Source organism: Aminobacter anthyllidis (assembly GCF_018555685.1).
Classification (GTDB): Bacteria; Pseudomonadota; Alphaproteobacteria; order Rhizobiales; family Rhizobiaceae; genus Aminobacter; species Aminobacter anthyllidis.
The window spans coordinates 110817-127756 of sequence record NZ_JAFLWW010000002.1; the positions used below are offsets into that span (position 1 = coordinate 110817).

Here is a 16940-nt window from a genome sequence, read left to right on the forward strand (position 1 = left end):
AAAGCCGCGGTCATGCAATCGCGGCGGATCGTGATCGCAGGAGCCGGTATCGCCGGGCTCACCGCGGCACTTGCCTTCGCCCGGCATGGCCTTGGCGTTCGTATCTACGAACGCTCGCCGGTGCTGGAGGAAGTCGGCGCCGGTCTTCAACTCTCTCCCAACGCCACCCGGATACTTGGTCGTCTCGGCGTGCTCGACCTTGTCAGCGCCTCGACGGTGCGCCCCGAAGCCATCGTCCTGCGCGACGCAGCAACCCTTGCCGAGCGCGCGCGGATGCCGCTCGGTGCCGCGGCCGAACGGCGCTGGAAAGCCCCCTACCTCGTTGCCCATCGCGCCGACTTGCAGGGCGCACTGCTCGCTCGCGTGACCGAAAGCCCGCTGATCGAGATCGCCACCGGGGCAACCGTCGGCACGGTCGACGCGCAGGCGGACGGCGTCAAGGTGTCTTTGACGCAAGGCGGCATCGACTCCCACGAGCATGCCACCCTGTTCGTTGCAGCCGACGGCGTCTGGTCGGCCAGCCGACGCCTGGTCGGCCCGAATGAAAAGAGCCGGTTTTCCGGCGAACTGGCCTGGCGCACGACCATCCCTGTCGACAGTGATGTCGGCCGCCAGTTCGCCGGACTGACCTCGCTGGCGACGGTGACGACGTTCCTGCACCCCGGCTTTCACCTCGTCGCCTATCCGATCCGCGCCGGCCATGCGGTCAATCTCGTCGCCTTCACGCCTGGCACAGCTATCGCCGAGCAATGGTCTGGCGAAACCGACGCCGGCGCGATGAAGCGTGTAATGCACGGCACCGCTCCTGCACTGGCCAGGCTTGTCGATGAAGCCGGGCCGTGGACGGTGTGGCCGCTGCACACGGTCGACCCTACCCGCCCCTGGACCGCGCCAAGCGGCATCGCGCTGATCGGCGATGCGGCGCATGCCATGACGCCGTTCGCGGCCCAGGGCGCTGCCATGGCGATCGAGGATGCCTACACGCTGGCCGACGCCGTCGCTGCGGCAGCAAACACAGCGGAAGCGCTTTCTCGGTGGGAAGCGGCCCGCAAAGTCCGCGTGCGCAAGGTGGCGAGGCGTGGCGCCCTCAACCATTTTGCCTGGCACGCCGCCGGTCCAGTGGCTTTGGCCCGCAACCTGTTCCTCAGGCTCAAATCGCCGGCAAGCCTGGCGGCCGACATGGACTGGCTCTATGGCTGGACACCGCCCGGCTGGTCGCCAGATGGACCGGGCGGCCAGTTGTAGAGGCCGAGCGACCAGTTCAGCGTCACCGGCAGCGGGTTCCACCATCCGGTCGTCAAACCGGCTTCCCTCAGTGCTGCGGCCGTCCAGGTGTTGCAGCCGGCAAAAGCGTTGAACTTGCCGTTGGCTTCGAAAAAACCGTCATAGGCGCCATAGGCAACCTCGGGAATGCGTTGGACGCCAGCGTTGCCCCGGACAAAACTGCGGTCGATGAAATCGAGCATGGCGGCAAAACCTGCTTCGTCGATCTCGAAGCGGCGGACAGTTTGCTGCGGCAGGGCGACAGCACCGGCGAGATCGACATGCATGACCGAGTCGTCGAGCGTCAGCGCCGCGAACACCGGACCGGGCCTGAGTTCGGACCATGTCGGGGTGCCGATGTAGAAGGCCTTGCTGCCCCATCCGAACACAAGGTAGCGCGCTTCCGGCAGGTCCGCCTCGATGCCGGCGTCGAGCAGGAAGCCAAACCTTTCCAGCACCCCCTTGTCGATAGGTACGGCGATGTCGGTGTGGATCGGGTTGGTGAACACGAGGATGTGGCGCGGCGTGGCCTCATCTGCTGCACTGCTGTACAGCGGCCGTGGCACCAGTGTGCCAAATGCCACGGCTGCCACCGCCACGAGGAGGACAACGCCCAGCAGACGTAGAATTCTTCTCACCTGCCCGCCGTCCCCACTTTCGGTGCCTGTTCCAACAAAAAAGCCCGGCCGAAATACGACCGGGCTTCTTGTTTCTTGTGAGCAGATCCTAGTGGAGGATCTGGCTGAGGAACAGCTTGGTGCGCTCGTGGCGCGGGTGGTCGAAGAACTCGCTCGGCGTGTTCTCCTCGACGATCTGGCCCTGGTCCATGAAGATGACGCGGTTGGCGACCTTGCGGGCGAAGCCCATCTCATGGGTCACGCACAGCATGGTCATGCCTTCCTCGGCGAGGCCGACCATGGTCTCCAGCACTTCCTTGATCATCTCGGGATCGAGCGCGGAGGTCGGCTCATCGAACAGCATGATGCGCGGGTTCATGCACAGCGAACGCGCGATGGCCACGCGCTGCTGCTGGCCGCCCGACAGCTGGCCGGGGTACTTATTGGCCTGCTCGGGGATCTTGACGCGACGCAGGAAGTGCATCGCCTGCTCTTCGGCCTGCTTCTTCGGCGTCTTGCGCACCCAGATCGGCGCCAGCGTACAGTTCTCGAGGATCGTCAGGTGCGGGAACAGGTTGAAGTGCTGGAACACCATGCCGACTTCGCGGCGGACCTCGTCGATCTTCTTGAGATCGTTGGTCAGCTCCTTGCCGTCGACAATGATCTTGCCCTTCTGGTGCTCTTCCAGCCGGTTGATGCAGCGGATCATCGTCGACTTGCCCGAGCCGGACGGGCCGCAGATGACGATGCGCTCGCCGCGCATGACCCTGAGGTTGATGTCCTTGAGCACGTTGAACTCGCCATACCACTTGTGCATGCCGACAATGTCGATCGCCACATCCGTATCCGAGATGTGCATCTTGGCCCGATCAACCTTGATCTCGTCGGCGCTGACTGCGTTTTCGATGGCCATGGGCCAGTTCCCTTTTGTTGTTCGTTATCGTTTATGCCCGGTGTCGAGCCGGTGTTCCATATAAATAGAATAGCGCGACATGCCAAAACAGAACATCCAGAACACCAACGCCGCAAAGACGAGCCCTGATGACGGGGTCTGGGGCGATGCCCAGGCCGGATCCGAGAAATTCTGGCGCACGACGCCAAGCAGGTCGAACATCGAGATGATGTAGACGAGGCTGGTGTCTTTGAACATGCCGATGAAGGTATTGACGATGCCGGGAATGACCAGCTTCAACGCCTGAGGCAGCACAACCAGCCTCATCTTTTGCCAATAGCCGAGACCGAGCGAATCGGCACCCTCATATTGGCCCTTGGGTATCGCCTGCAGACCGCCGCGCACCACTTCCGCCATGTAGGCCGAGGCGAACAACGACACGCCGATCAGGGCGCGCAGGAATTTGTCGAAGCTGACGCCCGCCGGCAAGAACAGCGGCAGCATGACGCTGGCCATGAACAGCACGGTGATCAGAGGTACGCCGCGAATCGTTTCGATGAAAATGACGGAGAGCATCTTGACCACCGGCATCTTCGAACGCCGTCCAAGCGCCAGGATGATTCCGAGTGGCAGCGACACCACGATGCCGACGAAGGACAGCGTGAGCGTCACCAGCAGCCCGCCCCAGAGCGGGGTTTCGACATGCGGCAGGCCAAACACGCCGCCGATCAGCAGCGTGAAGGCGACGATTGGGAACACCACGAAGAACAGCAGGGCATTCAGCCCCTTGCGGGGCACGCGCGGGATTAGCAGCGGCACAAGCAGCGCCACGAACATGATCGCCACCAGTATGACCCGCCAGCGCTCCTCGATGGGATAGCGGCCGAACATGAACTGGCCGAACTTCGCGTGGACAAACGCCCAGCAGGCGCCCGACCAGCCGTCAGGCTGGATGCCGCCCTGCGCCACGGTGGCGCAGAAGGTTCGATCCGTGCCGGTCCACTGGGCGTTGACGAATGCCCAGTTGAACAATGGCGGCACGATCATGGCCACAACCAACATGCCGATGATCGTGAGCACAGAATCGAATGGATTGGCAAAGAGGTTCTTGCGCACCCAGGCCAGTGGCCCGCGCTCGCGAAGGGGCGCTGGCTGTGGCAGCGCCATTTCACTGCGGACGTAATGAAGGTCGTTTTGCGACATGTCCGCCTCCTACCTTTCCACCAGCGCCATTTTGGCGTTGAACCAGTTCATGAAGGCTGACGTGATCAGGCTGAGGCCAAGATAGACGACCATCCAGATGACCACGATCTCGATCGCCTGTCCGGTCTGGTTGAGCACCGTGCCCCCAACCGCGACAAGATCGGGGTAGCCGATGGCGATTGCCAGCGACGAGTTCTTGGTCAGGTTGAGGTACTGGCTGGTCAGCGGCGGGATGACGATGCGCAGTGCCTGCGGCACCACGACCAATCGGAGTGCATGCCCCGCGCGCAGGCCAAGTGCGCTGGAAGCTTCGGTCTGACCCTTGCTGACGCCCTTGATGCCGGCTCGCACGATCTCTGCGATGAAGGCTGCGGTATAAAACGACAAGGCCAGATAGAGCGCCAGGAACTCCGGCTTGATCTGGAAACCGCCCGTCAGGTTGAAGGTCGATTTCTGCGGGAAATCGAAGCTCATGGGAAAGCCTGTCGCGGCGAGCGCCAGAAGCGGCAAGCCGATGATCAGCGCCAGCGACGTCCAGAACACAGGAAAAGTCTGTCCGGTCGCCATCTGCCGCAGACGGGCACGCCGGGCAACGAACCACGACATCCCGATGCCAAGCAGCAACGCCACCGGCACCAGCATCGACCCCTCGCCCCAGATCAGCTTCGGGAAATAGAAACCTCGGCTGTTGAGGAACGAGCCGAAAGGCAACTCGATGCTCTCCTTTGGCAGCGGCAGCACCGAAAGCACGCCGAAATACCAAAAGAAGATAACGAGCAGTGGTGGGATGTTGCGGAAAACCTCGACATAGACAGTGCAGATCTTGCGGATCAGCCAGTTCTGCGACAGCCGGCCGATGCCGAGGAGGAAGCCCAGAATCGACGCGGTTACGATGCCGGCGACCGCTACGACGAGGGTATTGAGGAAGCCGACAAGCAAAGCACGCTTGTAGGTCGAGTCGGAATCGAAAGCGATCAGCGAATCACTGACGTCGAAGCCGGCACGGCCGTTGAGAAAGGCGAAACCCGAGGCGATGTTGGCGCGCTTAAGGTTTTCGATCGTGTTTCCAATGATCCACCAGACGAACGCCGTAAGCGCAACGATCACGAGAACCTGGAAGAAGATGCCGCGCACCTTCGGGTCGTAGAGCAGCGACGCGCGGCCGCCCCCTACGTCATGGGGTATGTCCTGCGTAGCCATCGGAAGTCCCTCGTAAAGAGTAACCGGAAGGCGGATTCGCCGCCTTCCGGGTGAGACTTCGGATCAGCGGATGGGCGGCGCGTACTGCAGTCCACCCTTGGTCCAGAGCGCATTGATGCCACGGGCGATCTTCAGCGGGCTGCCCTGGCCGACATTGCGTTCAAAGACTTCGCCGTAGTTGCCGACGGCCTTGACGATGTTGACGACCCAGTCATTGCCGAGGCCGAGATCGGTGCCGATCTTGGTGTCCGTCTCGGTGCCGAGCACGCGCTTGACCTCGGGGTTACCCGACGCCTTCATTTCTTCGACATTGGCCTGGGTGATGCCGAGTTCTTCGGCCGTCAGCAGCGCGAAATAGGCCCACTTGACGATGTGGTACCATTTGTCGTCGCCCTGGCGCACGGCAGGTCCGAGCGGCTCCTTGGAGATGATCTCGGGCAGCACGACGTGATCGTCCGGCGAGCCGAGCGTCAGGCGGATGCCATAGAGGCCCGACTGGTCGGTGGTATAAACATCGCAACGGCCGGCGTCATAGGCGGCGTTGACCTCTTCGAGCTTCTCGAAGACGACCGGATTGTACTCCATCTTGTTCGCCTTGAAGTAGTCGGCGAGATTGAGTTCGGTCGTGGTGCCGGTCTGCACGCAGACTGCGGCGCCCGAAAGCTGCAGCGCGGAATTGACGCCCGGCAGCTTCTTGGCGTTGATCATGAAGCCCTGGCCGTCGAAATAGGTGACGCCGACGAAGTTCAGGCCCAATGCGGTGTCGCGGTTGATGGTCCAGGTGGTGTTGCGCGACAGAAGGTCGATTTCGCCCGACTGAAGTGCGGTGAAACGCTCCTTGGCGGAGAGCGGCGTGAACTTTACCTTGGTGCCGTCACCGAACACCGCAGCGGCCACCGCGCGGCAGAAATCGGCGTCCAGACCCTGCCAGTCGCCCTTGTCGTTCGGCGCGGAGAAACCGGCCAGGCCGGTGCTGACGCCGCATTGCAGGAAGCCCTTTGCCTTGACGTCCTCAAGGGTGCCGGCAGATGCGGCGGTCGCCACCATGCCGAGCGTAGCAGCCCCGAGAATGCCTGAAATGATGTACTTCATGACCCACGAACCCTTCTGTTTATTACAGGCTTTTGCCTGTCTTTTTGAATTGTGAACTCAGCATCCCCTATCCGGCCCAAATCCGGATTGCGCGTCCTTGCCGGCGCGCTTTGCTGCAGTCCGGTCCACGGATGCATCGAAGGCGATAATTCTTATTAGGTCAAGCAATAAAGGCCCCACGCTGCCGGCTGCGCCTTTAGTATTAGAAATCAGGAGGAACGATTGCTGCGGCGTGCATCGAACTCACTTCAAAGAAGTTAGCCGGCAGTAGGTTTTCGTCTGCCAAAGCCTATTGCTAAAGGCAGCAGCTTTCCTAGCGCCAGCCTGAAGCCGACGCGGCGCACGGCAAAGAACCGCGCCGCCACGATCGTCACGATAAAGCCGAACAGATAGCCGGCGGTGACGTCGGATGGATAATGCGCCGCCGCCGGAATCCGCAGGGCCGACAGCATCAAGCCGACGATCGCAATAGGCAGCCATTGGCGCGGAAACCAGATCATCAGGATGGCAGCTACCGTGCCGATGGTCGTCGCATGGCCAGAGGGAAAGCTCGAGGAATAGCGCGTCACCACGAACGGGTCGAAATGATAGGCGCCGTATTCGCCGTAGAAGGCCGGCCGAGCACGGCCGAAGAACAGCTTGACGATATTGACCGCAATGCCGGTGAAGGCGACCATGCCAAAAACAAAGGCGGCCTGGCCGAACAACGTCACCAGCCGTGCTTTCAAGTCATAGCCGACGCCGCGCCAGTCGGCGGCTGCGGTCGCGAGATAGACCAGCAAGGCCGGCACGAGATACCATTCCGACCTGCCGATATCGCTCAGCCAGGCCAGCCAGGCAGTGAAGCCGTTGCGGTTGCTGAGCATGAAGTTCATCACTGCCGAATCGACGGTGAACAACAGCGCAACCGCCACGGCGCCGCAAAGCAGCAGCAGCGTCAGCCCACGCGACCACACCGGCTGCGGCGAGCCGACCGGACGGCGCCGGAGGCGACGCGAGGAAAACGCCACCGTCTCCATAAGCCGCCCGGCAAAGCCGGCCGGCCAGACCTGGCCCAGCCGAACACGCGCCTGCGGCGGTTGCACGGGTCGGGCCGTCGCATTATGGCTGGCGTCTTCACTGAAAGGGTGCGGATTCATGACTCGAGACAATGGCAGGATCAAAGGCGTCAACACGCGGCTGACGCACTCCGGGCACGATCCACACGGCTTTCATGGCTTTGTCAATCCGCCGGTCGTGCACGCCTCGACAGTTCTGTTCCCCAACGCTGCGACGATGGCCGCGCGTGCTCAAAAATACACATATGGCACCCGCGGAACGCCCACCAGCGACGCCCTTTGCCACGCCATTGACGAGCTCGAAGGTTCGGCCGGCACCATCGCCGTGCCATCGGGCCTCGCCGCGGTGACGATTCCCCTGCTCGGCTTCCTGTCGTCGGGCGACCACATCCTGATCACCGATTCCGTCTATCTGCCGACCCGCCATTTCGCCGACACCATGCTCAAGCGCCTCGGCGTCGAAGTCGACTATTACGATCCGCATGTCGGCGCAGGTATTTCGGCGCTGATCAAGCCGAACACCAAGGTGGTGTTCACCGAATCACCGGCGTCCAACACCTTCGAGATCCAGGACATTCCGGCGATAGCGAAGGCAGCGCATGCCGCGGGCGCCATCGTCATGATGGACAACACCTGGGCGACGCCGCTCTATTTCAAGGCGCTCGACTTCGGCGTCGACGTCACCATCCATGCCGCGACCAAATATCCCGCCGGCCATTCGGACGTGCTGAGCGGCACCGTGTCGGCCAATGCCGCCTGCTGGCCGAAGCTGCACGACGCCTTCGTCACGCTCGGCTGCTGCGCCGGCCCCGACGATGTCTACCAGGTGCTGCGCGGCCTGCGCACGATGGGCGTCCGGCTCGCCCATCACCAGAAGAGCACGCTCGAGATCGCGCGCTGGCTCGAAGGCAAGCCGGGCGTCGCCCGCGTGCTGCACCCCGGCCTCGAAAGCCATCCCGACCACCAGCTCTTCAAGCGCGACTTCTCCGGCTCGAGCGGCATCTTTTCCGTGGTGCTTTCGGGCGGCGGCACGCCAAGGGCGCATGCCTTCCTCGACGCGCTCGAGATCTTCGGCCTCGGCTATTCCTGGGGCGGCTACGAAAGCCTGGCGGTGCAGGTCAACCTCGCCGACCGCAGAATCGCTAACGGCCCTTATGAAGGCCCGATCATCCGGCTGCAGATCGGCCTGGAAGACGTGGCCGACCTGAAGGAAGACATCGCCGCAGGCCTTAGGGCAGCGAACGCGGTGGGCTGATGGCTTGGCAGGGCGGGCAGCGGCAAGGCTGCTCCGCCTGATCCCCGCCAGGATAACTCGTCCCATAACTCGTTCCGCGACCTCATATTGACAGGCAGCGTCGCCATCGCGACGTTTGCCTTCCGAACCTGGCAAGCTCTTCGGGAAGATCGACATGACTGCATCCGGCCGCCCTTCCGAAATCGTCCATTGGACCGAGGTCGAAAAGCCCGACGGTGAAACCTTCATCGGCACATCGGAACTCAGGGGGCTCGGTGCGCCGCTTGCCGTCCATTTCGGCCTTGAGCGGCTCGGCATCCACCATGTCAGGCTGCCGCCGGGCCGGCGCACCTCGTTTCCGCATGCCGAAAGCCTGGAGGAGGAATTCGTCCACGTGATCGACGGCGAACCCGACGTCTGGCTGGACGGGGTGCTGCATCGCCTGAAGCCGGGCGATTCCGTCGGCTTCCCCGCCGGCACCGGGCTGGCGCACAGCTTCCTCAACAACACCGACAGAGAAGTCCGCCGACTGGTGGTCGGCGAAGCCAACAAGGACGAGAACCAAATCGTCTATCCCGTCAATCTCGAGCGCAAGGCGATCCGCGACGACTGGTGGCACGATGTACCGAAACGCGTGCTCGGCGATCATGACGGCCTGCCGGACCTGGTGCGTGCGGCACGCGATGCCGACAAGGACGGCAGCTAGCAGCGCCTTGCACGCAAAATGCAGTGTACTTAACCGGCACCCAAATAGGCACGAAACCCGCATGGAACCAATTCGGTTCGCCCGGGCGTGGACGCAGACAAGGCCATTGGAAACCGGTAAGAAGTGTCGTGCCTCAAGCAGAGGCCGCCGCTCAGGCGTCCCTTACAAGCAGGACGCGCGTCGTCTCAGCCATGAGAAGTGGGAGACGCCGGCGGAGAAGCCTCGCCTATGCCCTCATTCTCGCGTGAATCTGCCAACCCATTGTAAGCAACTGCGCGGAATTTCGCCGTTCGCGCTCACCATCCTTCGCGGCAGCCTTTCGCATCACCTTGCGGGCCAGCTTGATTATCTTCCTTGCTATAAAGGAGGGACGGACACCAACGTACTCTTCATGGACGCTTGCCGCCCTGCCCAACTCTTGATCGAGGAAGTCAAAATACCCTCCGTTCGGCGTGATTTCCAAAATCTCAAGCCCGAGGCGATCAAGGTGGTGGCTATAGAAGTAAGATGAGAACCCCGTTGCGTAGTGGTAGGGCGCAAAATGCGTCAGTGAAGAAAATGGCGCAGTTAGCAGAACATCGCCACCTGGCTTGACCAGCCGCGCGATCTTTTCAACCACCCTCACAGGGTCAGGAACATGTTCCAACACTTCTGTGCACAAGATCGCATCGTATTGCACATCTTCGGGGATATCGACGGCATCGCATCGAATGTCGATCTGGCTGAAATCCCATGTCCCCGTCTGGAGCCCCGCTTGGTTGCCCTCTCCGTCATAGATGGCGACATCTTGCGAAACATAGGTCAGATGTGGACAAAATTTCTTGTACTGACACTCGCCAGCCCCAAGATCGAGAATCAAACGGCCTCTGGGGACCGAAGCGAGTTTCTTCTCAACCCAGATCTCACGCGTCTTTTCATTGATGTTAGCCATCCGGTCGCGATACCAGCGCACTAGAGAAAGCTCAAGTGGTAGGCCAGCCCATTACTGGCAACTCCTCAAAAAGTTCTCCACGACTGACTGCACCCTTTGACCGGCTTTTATCAGCTCTCCATAGTCGTGCCCTTGCTGCACGGCGCAAAGCCACAAAACATGCTTGCTTTTGTAGATGCCAACTTAGGTCGAGAGCGGCGCTTTCGTAAGCTTCGCCCCGTAAGCTTTCTCGTCGAGATGAGGCATCTATCGTCGACAAGCAAACGGCAAAGGTGGAGACGACGGCTCCGGCGTTGAAAAATGAACAATATCAACGATGAAAAAAGGTGGCGATCCCGACAGGATTCGAACCTGTGACCATCGGCTTAGAAGGCCGGTGCTCTATCCAGCTGAGCTACGGGACCGCTGGCCGGCCGCTGTTGGGCCGGCGTGATCGTGCCTTGGGACGTCAGTGCGTCCAGGGCGTCCTGCGGTCATAACGGAAATTGTCGGAGTAGGAAATCTGCCGGCGCTTGGCTTCCTTCGGCTCCTGCACGCGGAAGGCGATGCCTTCCTTTTCGGCGTAGGCGACCGCCTCTTCGCGGGTCTCGAAAGTCAGCCTGATCTGGCTCTTCATGTCGCCGGAGCTGGTGTAGCCCATCAGCGGGTCGATCTTCTTCGGCTTCTCGGCGTCGAATTCGAGCACCCAGTGCCCGGTCTTGGCTTTGCCCGACTGCATGGCGGTCTTGGCAGGGCTGAAAATTCGCGCGGACATAATTCCCTCATTCGTGAGTCCGCAGCATGCGCGGACATCCAGATGCGCCCGTCATTTACTGCGCAATCGCCATTGCTGCAAGGCGAAAGCCGGTTTCCGCTTTTTTGCCCTTGCCATGTCGAGCGGAAGCCACTAGGCACGGCGTCGAAATGTGATTTCGGAGTGTAGCGCAGTCTGGTAGCGCATCTGGTTTGGGACCAGAGGGTCGGGAGTTCGAATCTCTCCACTCCGACCATTTTTCCCCTTGGACATCGATCTATCCCCACCGCACCATGGTGCTGGTGCGTCATGCGCAGGCGAATTGCGCGCCATGGAATGCGCCCGGCTATCTCAATCCTTTCCTGCCGGCCGGCATGACGCGACCGAGAGGAATCGGACCCGCGGCTTCAGCAGTTGGTCGGGGCCGTGCGGTGAGGCTGCGTCGAAGAACAGGCTGTCGCCCGGCGCCATGCCGTAAAGTGCCGCCCCATGGCGCCAGACCATCTCGCCCTCCAGCATGTAGATGAACTTCATGCCGGCATGCTGGCTCAAGAGGGGACGGTCGGCATCATCAGTCAGGGTGACGAGGCAGGGTTCGACCGAGACGCCGGCGGCATCAGGGACGACGTAGCCGAGCGAGCGATGGCCGGCACGCGTGCCGCAGCGCTCGGCCGCGGCGCCGGCCTTCACGAACTTGGCGTCACGCAGTTCCTCGGACGGCTTCAGCAATACGCTGAGTGGCACGGCTAATGCGCGCGACAGCTGATGCAGCGTGGTCAGCGATGCCGAGATGATGCCGTTCTCGATCTTCGACATCATGCCGAGCGACAGGCCGGCGGCCCGCGCAAGCTCGATGATAGTCATGCCATGCTTGCGCCTGTAAGCCCTCACCTCGCGGCCGATCGCCATTTCTAGCCGGTTGCCGTTCGCGCCGCGCAAGGCATGCTGGTCCTGATTCAACGCCAGCGCTGCGTCCGCCATGTCGCGTCCGCCAAAGTCGAGGCCGGTTGTCGTCATGCTCGCCACCTCCTGAAATGTCAAAATCGCTGCCGGCTGCCCGACGTCGCGGCCGTGACCGGCCCGCCCACTTGTTTCCGGCAGCCCATCGTGCATGGGCCGCGCTTGCCGCAATGCGACATGCAAGCGACCAGCCCGTGGCTGCGTCCAGAAACGCAAAAAGCTCCCGGCGGAGTAACCCGCGGGAGCTTTTTTGCTCTGCTATCGGCCCGCATCGGTGCGGGCGTGATGGGCTGAAGCGTCAGGGATTTAGCCGGTCATGTCAATGGCAAGTCTCGGCGTGGGCAACCTGCGGCTCGCCGGCATTCCATGCGCCACAGGTTCGGGCCGCAGGCTGGTCGACCGGGAGCGACGGCAGATCGCATCGGCCCTCCCCGGTCGATACAAGCCTACGCAACGTGCACTGCCTCCTTCACCGGCAGCTTGAGCACATCGCTGGCGTTGATGATGGCGAGCGCGATCGCCTCGATCGTGGTGCGCTTGTTCATCGCCTGCTCGCGCAAGGTCTCGTAAGCGACCTGTTCCGATACGTTGTTGGTGGCCATCAGGATTTCCTTGGCCTTGTCGATGTCGCGGTGTGCCTTCAGCTTCGCCGACAGCCGCTCGACACGGATGCGCAGCCGCTCCTCGCGCCGGTGATTGTTGACGCTCAGAAGTATGTTCGCCAGGATTCCGAAAGTCCGCAGCGGCAGGCCGATCACCGCCTGCGCCCGCAGGCGCAAAACCTTCTCGACAATGATCGGGTTCTCATAATCAACGATGGCGATCAGCACCGCCGGCGGATCGTCTGCATTCCAGTTCCAGGTGATGCCGCCTTCGACAAGCGGGCGGATGAAGGCGAACACCACGTCGATGTTGGCAGGAATTTCGGCCGGCGGCGGCCAGTTGGTCTGGACCTGGCAGCCGATCCTGTTGAGGTGCTGCCAAAGCTCTTCGCCTTCGCTGCTCTTGGGTTGCAGCAGCAGGACGCGGAGCGAGCGTATGTCCTTGATCTGGATCGGCGCGGATCCGTCATGCGGCGCCACGTGGGGGCTACGTGATACCATTGTTCCTCATCGCGGCAATGTCGCGGTTCCGAATTTCCAACGCTTGCCTGTGGTGTCGTTTTGTTGGTTGGCCTGCGCCCTTCGGCACAGGATCATAGCGAATGCATCGCCAATCGCTCCCCCCATTCTTCGGGATTGTAGCTGGCCAGATAGGGATCAGGCCGAATTGCGGATGCGGATTTCGACAGGATCTCGAACTGGCCGTCCTCACGCGCCCGTGCCACCCGCGGCCACACATAGGTGTGCGCGTTATCAGGATCGATGCGGATGCGCCCCTGGGGCGCGTCGAATTCCGAGCCGAGAATTGCCGGCCGCAACGCCTCGACATCGTCGGTCCTGGCTTTGCGCAGCGCATTCGCCACCACGTGGACCTGGAAGTAGGCCGCTTCCCAACACATGTTGGTCACGGCATCGCCGCCGAACTTCTTTTTGTAGCGCTCGACACAGCGTTCGTTCTGCATGCCACCGACGGACTGAAAATAGGTGGCTGACGTAATATGCCCGGCGCCCACATCGATGCCCATCGCCTGGATGTCGGACTCACTGGTTGTCAGGCTGGCGATCGGCATCGACTTCGCATCGAGGCCCGCTTCCGCAAACGCCTGATAGAAATGGACGATGCTTTCGCCGACGAAATTGCAGAAGATCAGGTCCGGCTGCTTGCGTTTGATGTCTGATATCAGCGGCTTGTAGGCCGCCCGCCTGGCGTCGAGCTTCAGATAGCCCCGGCCAGCCACCTCCCCGCCATGCTTCAGCACCATCTCGGTCATGATGCGGTCTGACTCGCGCGGCCATATGTAGTCGGAGCCGACCATGTAGAAGCGCTTGCCGACATGGTTGAGGAGATGCTCCCCCAGCTGAACGCTGTTCTGGTTGGGGGCGGCACCGCAGTAGATGGCATTGCGCGAGTACTCGAAGCCCTCATACTGGGCGGGGTAGCAGAGCAGCCCGTTGCGGTGCTCGACCGCTTTCAGCACAGCCTTGCGCGTGCTCGACATGTAGCAGCCAAAGATGATCCTGACGCTGTCCTCGACAAGCAACCGGTTTGCCAGGCGATTGTAGGCGACTGCATCGGAGAATGGGTCGTAATGGACCGCCACGAGCTCACGCCCGTTGATGCCGCCGGCTTCATTGACCTCGTGGATCGCAAACAGCGTCGCATTCAGCATGCTGCGTTCCATCACCGAAGTGACGCCGGTCTGGGAGAACAACACGCCGACCTTCATCGGCTCCTCGGTTCTTGTCGCCATCAATTGCCAACTCCGTCAGATTGTTCATCCGCGAACTCGACACAAAAAAAGCGCCCAGCGCGGGGAAACCGCAGCAAGCGCCTTTGCTCGACCGTCAGGGACATCGCTGTCCTTACGTAAGTTGTGCCTGAAGCTACATAGCGCGTCAACTCGCTTGCGCTTCGGCAGGCAACATTCGTCTTCGAGACGAAAACTCATTCGCAGGCTTCAGCGCCGAGCGCGCGTCGAGCAGGCTTCTGCCAAGCCGGCAACCGTGCAAATCCAAGGCTTTCCCTGGCATTGGACGCGTCGCGCGAATTGCCAGTTGACAGAAATCCGCAAGTCTCGGATGATCATCGACATCAGGCCTGCGACGCTGCGGGCTGAGAACAGAGCAAAAAGGCTCCCGCGGGTTATCTCCGCCGGAGCCTTTTTGCGTTTCATCACCAGTGCGCTGCGCCCGACTTTTCTTCGGCTCCGCAGACAGCAACGACGCTGACAATACCCATTGCCGCTTGGAGCAACGCAAGTCGCTCTCAAACAAAAATCACCGGGATTCCTTTGGGAACTCGGACATGCGGAGCTTTGTCAAAACAATCCGCGTGGTGGGAACTTCGAAAAAACATCAGCCTGAGGAGGAACTGGACGTGAATAAAGTAGAAACGTTTGGCACTGCGGTGCGCGTGGCCTGCGATGTGGGCGGCACGTTTACCGACGTGTGCATCCTGAACGAGGCTTCCGGCAAGATACATGTGGCCAAGACGCCGACGACGCCGGATCCGATCGACGGCGTGCTCAAGGGCATCGAAGCGGGCGGCGTCGCCCTTCGCGACATCATCCTGTTCTCGCACGGCACGACGCTGGCAACGAATGCGCTGATCACCCGCCGCTTCCCGCCCGCCATCATGGTGACGACCAAGGGTTTTCGCGACGTCATCGAAATTCGGCGCGGCACGCGTGACGACCTCTGGGACACCTACAAGGAAATGGCCCCTCCCTACCTGCCACGCCGTGACCGGCTGGTGGTCACCGAACGCATCGACTATTCCGGCAAGGTCATCGAGGGCGTCAATGAAGCCGAGGCGCGTGAGCTTGCCCGCGTCATCAGGAAGCGCAACGTCAACAACATCGCCATCTGCTTCGTGAATTCCTTCGTCAATCCCGAAAACGAGCAGCGGATGCGCGACATCCTGCTGGAGGAACTGCCCGGCGTTTCGATCTCGCTGTCGAGCGACATCATGCCTGAGATCTTCGAGCATGAGCGCTTCAACACCACCGTCGCCAACACCGTGCTTGGACCGGTCGCGGGACAATATGGCGCCGAACTCGAAAGCCGCATGCAGGACGGCGGTTATGCCGGAGATGTGCTGCTGCTCCATTCCGGCGGCGGCGTCATGACCGCCAAGGGCGCCACCAAGTTTGCCGCACGACTGGCGGCATCGGGTATCGCAGCCGGCGCGATCGCCAGCCGCTTCATCTCGGAGCTTGCCGGCTACAAGAACTCGATCAGCCTCGACATGGGCGGCACCAGCACCGACATCAGCCTCTGCTCAGACGGCCATCTCCACGTTACCAACGACTGGCATGTCGAATATGGCTATCCGATCCGCTTCCCCAGCATCGAGGTCCTGACCATCGGCGCCGGCGGCGGTTCGCTGGCCTGGCGCGACGCGGCTGGCGCGCTTCGCAATGGACCGCAATCCGCCGGCTCGACGCCGGGACCGGTCTGCTACAATCAGGGCGGCACGGAGCCTACCAACTGCGACGCCAACGTCTATCTCGGTCGCCTGGGAACCAAGCTCGCCGGCGGCAAGGTCGAACTTGACGTCAAGCTTGCCGAAGGTGCCATCAACCGCGTCATCGCCGAACCTTTCGGCATGGACACAGAGCAGGCAGCTCTTTCGATCCTTAAGGTCGCGAACGCCAATATGGCGGACGCCGTTCGCCTGGTCTCGCTGCGCAAGGGTTACGACCCACGCGACTTCGCGCTGGTCGCCTTCGGCGGCGCCGGCGCGTTGCACGGCGTCGCACTGGCCAGGGACCTCTACATCCCTGTCGTCCTGATCCCGCCGAACCCTGGCGTGACCTCGGCAATGGGCTGCCTGCTTGTCGACATCACCCACGACATCACGCAGATGTACACCGATACGGTCAGCGCCATCGACATGGCCGAGCTCAACAACGCCTTCCGCCTCCTGGAAGAAGACGGACACGACCGTCTGTTGAGCGAGGACATCTCGCCTGAGCAGATGCTGTTCCAGCGCTACATCGACATGCGCTATCTCGGTCAGTGGCGGTCCATGTCGATCCCGGTCAGCGCCGACATCACCAACCTCGATGAGGCGGTCAAGCAGTTCCACGAGGAGCATGGCCGCGAGCACAACTACTCCCGGCCCGATGCCCCGGTTGAAGTATGCCGCATCCAGGTCAAGGCCACCGGCCTCAACCGCAAGGCGGAACTGGCCAAGCACGAACTGCGCAAGGCCCCGCTGCCGGCTCCGGTTGGCGAACGCATGGTGCGGTTCGACGAAGCGCCCGAGCGCATCAAGACGCCGATCTACGACCGCTCGACCCTGCATGCAGGCGCGGTCGTCGTGGGTCCCGCGATCATCGACCAGCTCGACTCCACCATCGTCGTGCCGCCCGAGATCAAGGCCGAAGTGGATGAGTACCTGATCATCAGGATGCACGTTCCGCAGCAGTCCTGAACGACGCCCCT

15 protein-coding genes and 2 tRNA genes are annotated in these 16940 nt (G+C 61.8%); 5 read left to right on the forward strand and 12 right to left on the reverse strand.

The features are described 5' to 3' along the window. The first annotated feature begins 12 nt into the window (after positions 1 to 12). Positions 13 to 1245, forward strand: a complete 1233-nt coding sequence (locus tag J1C56_RS05670; RefSeq protein ID WP_214386884.1) for an FAD-dependent monooxygenase — start codon at positions 13 to 15, stop codon at positions 1243 to 1245. Here J1C56_RS05670 and J1C56_RS05675 read toward each other — a convergent pair. From J1C56_RS05675 to J1C56_RS33420, 6 genes are all read right to left on the reverse strand, one after another. Beyond that, positions 1191 to 1901: a TIGR02117 family protein gene (locus J1C56_RS05675; protein ID WP_214386886.1), complete on the reverse strand. Its 711-nt coding sequence runs from the start codon at positions 1899 to 1901 to the stop codon at positions 1191 to 1193. The genes J1C56_RS05670 and J1C56_RS05675 overlap by 55 nt on opposite strands. A gap of 88 nt (positions 1902 to 1989) precedes the next feature. Then, a complete protein-coding gene (locus tag J1C56_RS05680) occupies positions 1990 to 2793 on the reverse strand; it encodes an amino acid ABC transporter ATP-binding protein (protein WP_275945137.1) in 804 nt (267 codons plus the stop codon). Positions 2794 to 2817: 24 nt separating this feature from the next. Further along, a complete protein-coding gene (locus J1C56_RS05685; protein WP_214386888.1) occupies positions 2818 to 3975 on the reverse strand; it encodes an amino acid ABC transporter permease in 1158 nt (385 codons plus the stop codon). A gap of 9 nt (positions 3976 to 3984) precedes the next feature. Then, the gene (locus J1C56_RS05690) at positions 3985 to 5175 is read right to left on the reverse strand and encodes an amino acid ABC transporter permease (protein WP_214386890.1); all 1191 of its coding nucleotides are present in this window, start codon (positions 5173 to 5175) and stop codon (positions 3985 to 3987) included. A 63-nt stretch (positions 5176 to 5238) separates the two neighbouring features. Continuing rightward, the gene (locus tag J1C56_RS05695) at positions 5239 to 6267 is read right to left on the reverse strand and encodes an amino acid ABC transporter substrate-binding protein (RefSeq protein WP_184768677.1); all 1029 of its coding nucleotides are present in this window, start codon (positions 6265 to 6267) and stop codon (positions 5239 to 5241) included. 257 nt (positions 6268 to 6524) lie between these two features. Next, positions 6525 to 7352, reverse strand: coding sequence for a phosphatase PAP2 family protein (locus tag J1C56_RS33420; protein WP_214386892.1), 828 nt, complete (start codon positions 7350 to 7352; stop codon positions 6525 to 6527). Positions 7353 to 7404: 52 nt separating this feature from the next. Between J1C56_RS33420 and J1C56_RS05705 the strand changes: the two genes are divergently transcribed. Then, a complete protein-coding gene (locus tag J1C56_RS05705; protein ID WP_214386894.1) occupies positions 7405 to 8580 on the forward strand; it encodes a cystathionine beta-lyase in 1176 nt (391 codons plus the stop codon). A 154-nt stretch (positions 8581 to 8734) separates the two neighbouring features. Continuing rightward, the gene (locus J1C56_RS05710) at positions 8735 to 9265 is read left to right on the forward strand and encodes a cupin domain-containing protein (RefSeq protein ID WP_214386896.1); all 531 of its coding nucleotides are present in this window, start codon (positions 8735 to 8737) and stop codon (positions 9263 to 9265) included. A gap of 226 nt (positions 9266 to 9491) precedes the next feature. Here the strand turns inward: J1C56_RS05710 and J1C56_RS05715 are convergent, their stop codons facing one another. From J1C56_RS05715 to J1C56_RS05725, 3 genes are all read right to left on the reverse strand, one after another. Beyond that, a complete protein-coding gene (locus tag J1C56_RS05715; RefSeq protein ID WP_214386898.1) occupies positions 9492 to 10196 on the reverse strand; it encodes a class I SAM-dependent methyltransferase in 705 nt (234 codons plus the stop codon). A 327-nt stretch (positions 10197 to 10523) separates the two neighbouring features. Beyond that, a tRNA-Arg gene (locus J1C56_RS05720) sits at positions 10524 to 10600 on the reverse strand. A 44-nt stretch (positions 10601 to 10644) separates the two neighbouring features. Continuing rightward, positions 10645 to 10950, reverse strand: coding sequence for an ETC complex I subunit (locus J1C56_RS05725; RefSeq protein ID WP_109574555.1), 306 nt, complete (start codon positions 10948 to 10950; stop codon positions 10645 to 10647). 158 nt (positions 10951 to 11108) lie between these two features. Between J1C56_RS05725 and J1C56_RS05730 the strand changes: the two genes are divergently transcribed. Beyond that, a tRNA-Pro gene (locus tag J1C56_RS05730) sits at positions 11109 to 11185 on the forward strand. Between the two features lie 95 nt (positions 11186 to 11280). Here the strand turns inward: J1C56_RS05730 and J1C56_RS05735 are convergent. The 3 genes from J1C56_RS05735 to J1C56_RS05745 form a co-directional block, all read right to left on the reverse strand. Then, on the reverse strand, positions 11281 to 11946 hold the full coding sequence (locus tag J1C56_RS05735; protein WP_214386900.1) for a helix-turn-helix domain-containing protein: 666 nt from the start codon (positions 11944 to 11946) through the stop codon (positions 11281 to 11283). 389 nt (positions 11947 to 12335) lie between these two features. Next, positions 12336 to 12992, reverse strand: a complete 657-nt coding sequence (locus tag J1C56_RS05740) for an ANTAR domain-containing response regulator (protein ID WP_214386902.1) — start codon at positions 12990 to 12992, stop codon at positions 12336 to 12338. 92 nt (positions 12993 to 13084) lie between these two features. Then, positions 13085 to 14242, reverse strand: coding sequence for a transporter substrate-binding domain-containing protein (locus tag J1C56_RS05745; RefSeq protein WP_246591190.1), 1158 nt, complete (start codon positions 14240 to 14242; stop codon positions 13085 to 13087). Between the two features lie 626 nt (positions 14243 to 14868). Here J1C56_RS05745 and J1C56_RS05750 point away from each other — a divergent pair. Beyond that, positions 14869 to 16929 carry a hydantoinase/oxoprolinase family protein gene (locus tag J1C56_RS05750; protein ID WP_338001404.1) on the forward strand — a complete coding sequence of 687 codons (2061 nt, stop codon included), beginning with the start codon at positions 14869 to 14871 and terminating at the stop codon, positions 16927 to 16929. The last annotated feature ends 11 nt before the right edge of the window (positions 16930 to 16940 follow it).